Below are 6,417 nucleotides of genomic sequence, written 5' to 3' on the forward strand. Positions count from 1 at the left end.
GGCCGTGGGTGGCCGCGACCGCGTGCGTTTCCGTTGCGCCTTGACCGATGTCGATGCCGGTGCCATACTGACCGATGGGGATGGGCGAACCGGGGAACGGGTCGCGCCGGCGGCTGTTTCAGCAGAAGGAGGCGGCGATGCGGAGACGTGTGGCCTTGCTTGTGGCGGTCCTGGTGACGGGTGCGGTGTCGCTGTCGTGCGAATACACGCACGGGCGCGTTGTGGTGAAGCCACCGAAGCACCCGCCTTCCGGACCCGGCTGGACCTGGGGAATGCATAAGGACCACGGCGGACACCGGCTCGGGGACCTGCGTCCCAAGGAGTCGAAGGCCGAACACGAATGGCGCCTTGCCGAACTCCGCCGCGAGCAGGAGTGGCGACGCGCGATGGAGTTGCGACGCAAGGAGTTGAAGCACGAGCGCGCCCTGCGCCTGAAGGCATTGCGGCGTGCGAAGAAGCACCGCGACGATGACGGGGACGGCCACGGGGACGGCCACGGGGACGGCCACGGCGGCCATGACGACGACGGCGGGGGGGGCGGCAAGGGCGCCGGCAAGAAGCCGGGCCGGGGCGGGCGCGATTAGGCGTCGGCCGGGAACTCAGCCGTCGGCGATCAGGATGGCGCCGGCGGGGCAGCGGTCCGCTGCTTCGCGGCACCGTTCCTCGGCATCGGGCGGGACGGTCGGGACGATGGTCCGTGCGCGGCCGCCGTCCATGGCGAACACCTCCGGGCAGAGCCGGACGCACAGGCCGCAGCCGAAGCAGGCATCAGTCACCTGTGCACGCAGGCGTGCGGGGGAGGGCGTTTCCGGATCGGCCGGCGGCCGGGCGGCTGGGTTGCCTGTCGTTCGGCGCGCCTCGTGCAGATGGCGCAGGCCGCCCAGCGCCAGGGCCGCCGCGCCGGCGGCGATCAGAAAGCCGCGCCGGCTCAGGTTGCCGTCCGTCCCGGTTGCCTTCGTCATCGTGTGACCCCGTACGCTGCGCCCGCCGCGGGCGGCCGTCCCCACACGGGGCCGCGCCGGCAACGCACCATCACAACTCTATGGCCACCGCCCGCCCATTTCAACGCCCGTCCCCCGGGCAGGCTCCTCGGAGAGAGGCTTGACGGCGGGGCGGGGCGGCCGTAGACTCCGCCGGAGAGGCGTTCCCGGAGCGGGGACGCGTGGTGGTGGTGGCGGCCGTCGAGGCCGCCGGCGAGAGGACGGGCCATGGACAGGGCGCTGGGCGTGTCGCTGGACTGGTTTGAGGAGTGGCGCAAGCGGACGGGCGAGGGGCCGCCGCACTTCGCGGATATGGCGTCCATCCCCGATCTGCCGCCGCTGCTGGAGTTCCGGGACGGCCGGCCGGTGCAGACGCCGTCCGAGTGGCCGGAGCGCCGGGCGGAGTTGCGGGTGCTGTTGGAGCACTACATGTGGGGGCGGCTTCCGAAGGTCGCGCCCGCCGTGTCCGGGGCGAGGGTGCTGGCCGAGGAGCGCGGGCGCGGCATGGTGCGCCGCCGGATCGCCGTCTCGTTCGGCCGGCCCGTCAGCGTCGCCCGTACGCCCATCGAGATCGAGACCTTCACCCCGGCCGGCCCGGGGCCGTTCCCGGTGTTCCTCACACAGTCGAATCACCGCGCCTGGGCGATGCTGGGCGTCTCGCGCGGCTACCTCTCGTGCGTCTATCCGGCGGCCGACGGCACCGATCAGTCGGCGGTGTTCGTCGACGCGTATCCGGACTGCGACTGGGCGGCGATCGCGCGGCGGGCGTGGCTGGCGTCCAGAGCCATCGATTACCTGTTCACGCTGGACGAGGTGGACCGGGACAAGGTGTGCATCACCGGGCATTCGCGCAACGGCAAGCAGGCGCTGATCGCCGCCGCGATCGACGAGCGCATCACCGCCGTGGTGGCCAGCAGTGCGGGGGACCCGTGCAGCGCGCCGTACCGGTTCCACTCCGAGACGGGTCTGGTCTGCAGCCTGGAGCACGTCACGCGCGGGCAGCGGCACTGGTTCCACCCGCGCATGCGCTTCTTCACGGGGCGCGAGAACAAGCTGCCGGTCGACGCGCACTCCTGCCTGGCGCTCATTGCGCCGCGCCACTGCCTGCTCTCGACGGCCGTCAACGACGGCTGCGAGTCCTCGTTCGCCGTCGAGCGGGCACTGCGCGCGGTGCGGCCCGTGTACGAGCTGCTCGGGAATGCGGACGCCGTGAAGATCCGCTATCGGCCCGGCAGCCATGAGACGAACTCGGAGGACCTGCAGAGCTACTTCGACTGGTTCGATCGGGCCTTCGGGCGCGGCGCGCGGGAGTTCCCCGACGAGTTCCTCTACGACTTCGACTGGGACGCGTGGCGCGCGGCGGCGGGCGAGATCCCGGAGGCGCCGTCCGAGCCCCGTGCGGCGGTGGAATGGAGCCTGGGCGAGGCGCCGCCCCGGGCGGTCGGGTGGGGCATGGGCTATGGCAAGGAGACGGACCACGACGCGCTGATGCTGGCGCGCCTGCACACGCCCCCCGAGGTGCGGCGCGTGCCCGTGCAGTTCGGCGACTACCTGTCCGGCGACCTCTACGTGCCGGCCGAGGTCCGGGGCCGGCCGCCGGTGGTGATCTGGCTGCATCCGCTCTGCTACCCCAAGGGCTACCGGGGCCACTACGCCGGGGACGGCACCGCCGAGCCGATCTTCATCCAGCTCGCACGCCGGGGCGTCGCCTGCTTCGGGTTTGACATGGTGGGGTTCGGGCGCCGCATCCGCGAGGGCACGTCGTTCTACGCGCGCTTCCCGCGCTGGTCGAAGCTGGGGCGCATGGTGGCCGACGTGCAGGCCGCCGTCGACTTCGTGCGCCGGGGCGATGGCCGCTTCGACTACTCGGTCTCGCCGGACTACACGGCGCCCATTCCCGATCTGGATACCGACCGCCTGTTCTGCCTCGGCTACTCGATCGGCGGGATGGTGGCGCTCTACGCGGCCGCTCTGGACGCGCGCATTGCGGGCGTCGCGACGTTCTGCGGCTTCACGCCGTTGCGCACCGACACGGACGAGAAGGGCACGGGCGGCATCCGGCGGTGGTGGGAACTCTACAACACGCAGCCCCGGCTGGGCCTCTACCGGGGTCGCGAAGGCGAACTGCCGTTCGACTTCGACGACGTGCTGTCGATGATCGCGCCGCGCCCGTGCCTGATCAGCTCTCCGGTCTACGACCGGGATGCGGACGTCGAGGACGTGAGGGCGTGCGTGGAGCGCGCGTCGCCGGCCTGGGGCGATGCGCCGCCGGGCCGCGGCCTCACGCACGAGACGCCGGAGGTCTACAACCGCTTCCACCAGTCGGACTTCGACCGGTTCTTCGCCTGGCTCGACGGCGTGTTGTAGGGGCGAATCCGCCGCAGGATGCGCTCAACGTCCTTCGAGCCTGGTCAGGGCTTCATTCCGTCCGGCCGGTAGTCGGTTCTGCCTCAGGTTGTGAGGCATCCTGCGTTCCCCCCCGGGCATCGACCTCGAGTGTCAGCCCGCCCGGGGTGCGTGCACCATACTCAAAGGCGGCAATCTCGCATCTGTGCCGTCCGCCGGCGGGGAAGAGGAAGCTGCATCGGCGCTGTTCCCGGCCAACGTGTTGCCAGGGCCCCTCATTGAGCCGCTGAAAAAGCTCAACTCCCTCCGGCAGTGGATCCGGATCCACACGGATGTCGAACGCCCATTCCGGGCTCACAGGGCCGGTGCCGTCCGGCCCGCTGATGGCGATGTGCGGGAGCTTGTAGCGAAATGCCGTAGGGTCGGGCTTTGATGTATAGAACCACAGGCTGCCGGCCCCGTCTTCCTGAATGTCCACGTCGAGCAGTTCCGGCGGCAGGGGCGTTGAGGGCCGGAACCGGTGCGCAGTCTCGCCCATGATGTATTGTCCGGTTCCCATGAGCCACATGCCGCCCGACAGCGTGCGCTTCATTCGGCGCAACCGCGAGCCGAACTGGACAGTGGCGGCTGTCTGCGGAACCGATCCGGTCTTCAGGGCGGTCTCGAACTCGTCACGGCGCAGGAAGAGCGTATACAGACGGCCTTCCTTGATGACGGGGAAGCAGTAGCCGCTGTGTTCGTCCAGGAACTCGCGCTCGTACGGCCAGAGGCCGTTCTCGGTCAGCATGAGCTTCTGTCGCTCATCCTCCCGGGGACGAGGCATCTCAACGACCTCTTCGCCCTCTGCGAGATACCATGAGTCCGCGTAGTATCCCCGGATCATCATCCCCAGTCCCCGGCACATCTGCAGGCCAGTGACGTGGCTTGGAACCCACGGCATCCGCCACCGCTCTCCATCGTAGAGGTGCAGGTTCCCTCGATCCTCAAGCCAGATACGACCGTCGGACGTGACAACGATTCCCCGGAAACCGTCGACGAGTGAGAAATCGCGTGCTCCCTCTCTCACCGCTTCCTCAAGAAGGCTCTGCATCGTATCGAACTGCCGGACGGAATCCGGTCCGACATCGAAGACGGCGGCCGGGCGCGCCTCGGCCAACAACACATGGCCGCGATCGTCCACTGCCGATTGGCGGCCGACCCTGGTTGTGTCAAAAGGCACCCTCTGATGCCGCCATTCACGGCCGTTCCAGCGCGATAGGTCATGGGGGCGGTCTTTGCGGAACATGGCGACCTCGCCCGGTGCTGTCTGCCACACATTGCCGCCTTGGAGGGCAAACTCCTCCCAGACTGCAGTCAGCGGTGACAGGGGAGGTGGCCCCGATCCCAGCGTCAGCTTGGCTACCTTTAAAGAGAGCGCAAACCAGATGCTTCCGTCCGGCGCCTCATGCAGTTGCCGAGAACCCGTATCGAGTCCATACTGCCAACGCCAGAGAGAGATGGCACCGTCCCGGAACACGCCGATCCCTTGACGCGGCAGAATGAAGACGATTTCTCCTGCCGGCGTTTCAAGGCAGCGTCCGGGACCGTCCATATATAGACCCCTGGCCCACCGCACGCTGTCCGCTTCGGCGATTTTTTCCAGACGTCCGTCGGTCGAGAGGCGGAAGAACCCGAAGCCGGGCGCGTCTGCCTTGGCTCCTATGAGAAGAACGTCGCCGTTTCTCAGAGCAAGCGCGTCGTAGAACCGTATGTCCCTGTCAGAAAGAAACGCTTTGACCAGAGTGATCCTCCTGCCGGTCAAGAGGTCAAAAGCGAACAGATCGGGGCTACCTACCGCGAACAGAACAACGCGTCTGCCTGCCCATAGGACACCTTTGGCCGAGGCCGGGCTCCAGAACAAACGGTCCCGCTTGCTGAGAGCATTGGACGCATCCGCGCAGTAGAGGGAACTGGCATGGCAGAAGTAGACTTCGTCACCAACGTCAAAAACCAGCGTATCCGTCACGGACAACCTCGCCCTGATGCGCTTCCACCCATCAGCCAATCGGCAGGCCAGAAAGCCGTCTCCCCAGGTGAAGAGACGGCCTGAGCGGGAGACGTGTGCAGCCGGCCTCGCGCCTGTCCTTCCCACGCTGAAGTTGCACTCAAATCGTGCTGCGCCATTCCTGAGCCTGTACAACGCCGCCGTTGGGGCCATCTGCGCTCGTTCAATGGCGTACAGGCCGCGGTCCGGCCCGCCGATGAGGCTCACGAATGTCTTGTCCTGTTCCCCCACTTGCCGGAACCTCTCCCCGGTCCAGCAAAACAACCTGCCCATGAAGATTTTCCAGACAGTGCCCTCCTCGTCCAGACCCATGGCCTCCGACATTCCTCGGACGAACTCGAGCTTCGTCGCCCCGCCCGCAAGTGGAGGTGCGGGCGGCGGGCCGGCTGTGACCGCCGGGCGTTCCGAGACGAGGCACAGGAGGACTGCAAGCATTGCTGCAAGCCGCCTCCCGCCCCGGGAGCACAGAGCCCACGGCTGCCGTTCCTGATTCCCTTGGGCGCGTCTCATTTTTCGCCTGCCTCTGCTCCTGGTTCACAGCATCTTCCTACCATACTTATACCATGCTTCTCACCTTGAGCCCTGGATCTTTCGGGGCAGCCGTTCACGGGTCCCGGTCAACCGTGCGGCGGCGGCGTAGCGCCGGCGTCTCGCCGGCCGTGCCGGAGGCGTCTCGCCTCCGGCAGCCTGATGCGAACGTTCATCGAAGAACGACGGGCGGGCGAGACGCCCGCCCCACAGCCGGCCGGAGGCCGGCGCTACGCGAGACGCCCGCCCCACAGCCGGCCGGAGGCCGGCGCTACGTGAGACGCCCGCCCCACAGCCGGCCGGAGGCTGGCGCTACGCGACGCGGCGGCTTGCGTGTGTTCGGGGCGCCGAGTGGGATTCGAGCGAACCGGGACGTGACCGTCGGCACGGCGTAGCGCCGGCGTCTCGCCGGCAGTGCCGGAGGCGTCTCGCCTCCGGCAGGCTGGTGTGAACGTTCATTGAAGAACGGCGGGCGGGCGAGACGCCCGCCCCACAGCCGGCCGGAGGCCGGCGCTACGC

General features: G+C 68.4%; 4 protein-coding genes. 2 read left to right on the forward strand and 2 right to left on the reverse strand.

Features of this window, described 5'->3' with window-relative positions; translation table 11 throughout:
* The first annotated feature begins 137 nt into the window (after positions 1-137).
* Entirely contained in the window at positions 138-584 is a 447-nt protein-coding gene (locus GXY85_11695) for a hypothetical protein (GenBank protein ID NLW51486.1), read from the forward strand.
* Positions 585-599: 15 nt separating this feature from the next.
* On the opposite strand, the gene GXY85_11700 is transcribed toward GXY85_11695, so the two are convergent.
* Positions 600-962: a ferredoxin gene (locus GXY85_11700; protein ID NLW51487.1), complete on the reverse strand. Its 363-nt coding sequence runs from the start codon at positions 960-962 to the stop codon at positions 600-602.
* A 246-nt stretch (positions 963-1,208) separates the two neighbouring features.
* Between GXY85_11700 and GXY85_11705 the strand changes: the two genes are divergently transcribed.
* A complete protein-coding gene (locus GXY85_11705) occupies positions 1,209-3,347 on the forward strand; it encodes a hypothetical protein (GenBank protein ID NLW51488.1) in 2,139 nt (712 codons plus the stop codon).
* A 52-nt stretch (positions 3,348-3,399) separates the two neighbouring features.
* Here the strand turns inward: GXY85_11705 and GXY85_11710 are convergent, their stop codons facing one another.
* On the reverse strand, positions 3,400-5,682 hold the full coding sequence (locus GXY85_11710; GenBank protein ID NLW51489.1) for a hypothetical protein: 2,283 nt from the start codon (positions 5,680-5,682) through the stop codon (positions 3,400-3,402).
* Between the last annotated feature and the right edge of the window lie 735 nt (positions 5,683-6,417).

This window comes from Candidatus Brocadiaceae bacterium, assembly GCA_012728835.1.
Taxonomy (GTDB): Bacteria; Planctomycetota; Brocadiia; order SM23-32; family SM23-32; genus JAAYEJ01.

Bases quoted from the DNA above. Each gene is read 5' to 3' on its own strand.
- GXY85_11705 (NLW51488.1), top strand. From the start codon at position 1,209: ATGGACAGGGCGCTGGGCGTGTCGCTGGACTGGTTTGAGGAGTGGCGC.
- GXY85_11700 (NLW51487.1), bottom strand. From the start codon at position 962: ATGACGAAGGCAACCGGGACGGACGGCAACCTGAGCCGGCGCGGCTTT.
- GXY85_11710 (NLW51489.1), bottom strand. From the start codon at position 5,682: ATGGGTCTGGACGAGGAGGGCACTGTCTGGAAAATCTTCATGGGCAGG.
- GXY85_11695 (NLW51486.1), top strand. From the start codon at position 138: ATGCGGAGACGTGTGGCCTTGCTTGTGGCGGTCCTGGTGACGGGTGCG.